Source organism: Glycocaulis sp. (assembly GCF_052168375.1).
GTDB lineage: Bacteria > Pseudomonadota > Alphaproteobacteria > Caulobacterales > Maricaulaceae > Glycocaulis.
In genome coordinates, this window is sequence record NZ_JBQLZR010000158.1 from 1 (window position 1) to 2,368 (window position 2,368).

2 protein-coding genes are annotated in these 2,368 nt (G+C 63.9%); both read right to left on the reverse strand.

Annotated features, from left to right (window positions below):
* Positions 1–120 precede the first annotated feature (120 nt).
* Positions 121–873, reverse strand: coding sequence for a DsbA family protein (locus tag ACTS2Z_RS06265; protein ID WP_442572362.1), 753 nt, complete (start codon positions 871–873; stop codon positions 121–123).
* A gap of 18 nt (positions 874–891) precedes the next feature.
* Positions 892–2,368 (reverse strand): M48 family metalloprotease (locus ACTS2Z_RS06270; RefSeq protein ID WP_442572363.1); only part of this gene is annotated, 1,477 nt, incomplete at its 5' end.

Here is a 2,368-nt window from a genome sequence, read left to right on the forward strand (position 1 = left end):
CGCCCTTCTGGCAATCGACATTCATTTCGAGTGGCGCGGTGCTTTGCAGCGCGCCCTCGAGCTGGCCTTCATTCTCTGGTTTGTTGCCTGCGGCTGGTGGCTTGCCAACCGCTCTGCCACCTAGTCTGCCAGACGGGCATCGATGATGCGGTTCAACCGTCCAATATCCGCGCCGGGGATGATCTCGTTGCCGACCACGAAGAAGGGCGTTCCGCTGACGCCAACGGCGCGCGCCAGCTCATAGACCCGGCCCAGATGTGCCTCGATCTCCGGGGCCGCCATCGCTTCGCGCAAGGCAGGCGTCTCTACCCCATGACGGGCCGCGATCTCGTTGATCCGCTCAGCCGTCATCGGATTGCCAGCCTGCATGAGGGCGTCGTGGAAGTCGGGATAGCTTTCCGGTGCAAGCGTCCACACGGCCAGCGCGGCGCGGGCGGCCTCTTCGGAGGCCTCGCCCAGCAGCGGCAATTCCTTGTAGATGATACGCACCCGCCCGGCGTGCTGCTCGAGGACACCGTCCAGCCAGTCATTGGCCTGACGGCAATAGGGGCAGCGATAGTCGAAGAACTCGACGATGGTCAGCTCGGCATCGGCAGGACCAAAGACCGGATCAGCGCTGTCTTCGAAAAGCGCAGTGCGGTTTTGCTCGACATTGAGGAGGAGCTGGGCCTGCTCGCGTTCCCGGGCGCGGCGCTGCAACTCGACCAGCGCTTCCTCGATCACCTCCGGATTCTCAACGATGTAGCGGTGAACGATCGCCTCGATGGCTTGCGCCTCGGTCTCGTCAGCCTGCGTGGCCGCTTCGTTTTCGCCGTTCGCAGCGGAGCACGCGGAAAGCAGGCAGGCGGCCAGAAGCCCTGTTACAAAGCGCATGGGAGATGTCCTGTCAGATCAGTGGTTCAGGCGGCTGGCCTGGGATTGCAAGGGATTGCGGCGTTCATTCTCGGCCCGGTTCCATTCGCGGATTTCCTGCGGGCTCGGTTCGGCCACGGCAACGAGTTCGCTGGCGCGTACCCAGGCGGGTGTGCCGCGCTCCAGCTCGTCGCGTGCCCGATTGGCAAAAACAAAGGCCTGCATGTTGTTGCCGACCGCAAAGAAGCGTTCGGCCGTTGCGAGCTGGGCCATTGCGGTATCGCCAAGGCCTTCATGGGCAAGGGCAAGCTGGAACCAGGCCCAGCTGTTTTCCCGGTCACGGGCGAGCGCAAAGCGCAGGTGCGAGACAGCCTCGTTGAGCGCATCTTCTTCGCCCGTGCCGATCAATGATGCGGCAAGATTGACCCGCAGGAGCGGTGCGTCCGGCATCAGCTCGATCGAGCGGCGATGCGGCGCAACCGATTCCTCGATCCGCCCGCTCTCATAGAGCATCTGGCCTTCCAGTTCATGGAAGAACGGGTTTTCCGGCTCTGCCTCCATCAGCACGGCGAGGCGGGCCTGCGCCTGCTCCAGCCGTCCCTGCCGGAAAAAGGCGACGGCGCGGGCATACTGGCCCTCAATACTGGTATCGCTCTCCGGATAGCGCTGGAAGACCTGGGCGGGCGCCACCGTGAAACCGATGATCTTGGCCTGGATACGCCGAAGCTCCGCAATTTCCTCGGGGCTGTCCTCCACATCGCGATAGGGCGAAGCCTCGACCCGCCGGCGCATGGCGTCGATACGCTGCGAGGAGAGCGGGTGAGAGCGGAAATACTCGAAGCGCCGGGCCTCGCTCATGACTTCCTGATAGCGGAAGCGCTCAAACGTCGTCACCAGGCCGCGGGCCGACTGGCCGGTGCGCTCGAGAAAAGTGATTGCGGCCTGGTCGGCGGCTGCTTCCTGGGTGCGCGTGTAGCGCAGCATGTCCAGGGTCGCAAACTGCGGCGCCGAGGCGATGATCGCTGCTCCGCCCGCGCCTGCGCCAGCCATGGCGGCGACAATGCCAAGGCCCAGAGTCGCGATCATCGTCGCCATCGCACCACGTGAACCATCCCCGAAGCGGATCAGGTGCGCGCCTTCGATATGCCCGATCTCGTGCGCGATGACGGCCTTGATCTCGTTGGGTGTCTCCGCAATGACCACCGTGCCGGTGTGCATGAAGATGTTCTGGCCACGTGTGACGAAGGCGTTGAATTCATTATTGCCGACCAGATAGAGGCCGACCGAATCCCGGTTAAGCCCCGCCGCATCCAGCAAGGGATCGGTATAGGCCTGCATCACGCCTTCGATCTCGGTATCGCGGATGAGATTGAGGCTCTGGCGGGCCTGTGCCGGAATGGCGGGCAAGACGGCCAGAGCGGCGCTCAGCGCCAGCGCGGTGAGCCTGGACGGCAGTTTCCCAAGGCGGACACTCAACGTCATGATCGTATGGCCTCCGATCTGTCTGCCCCCGCTT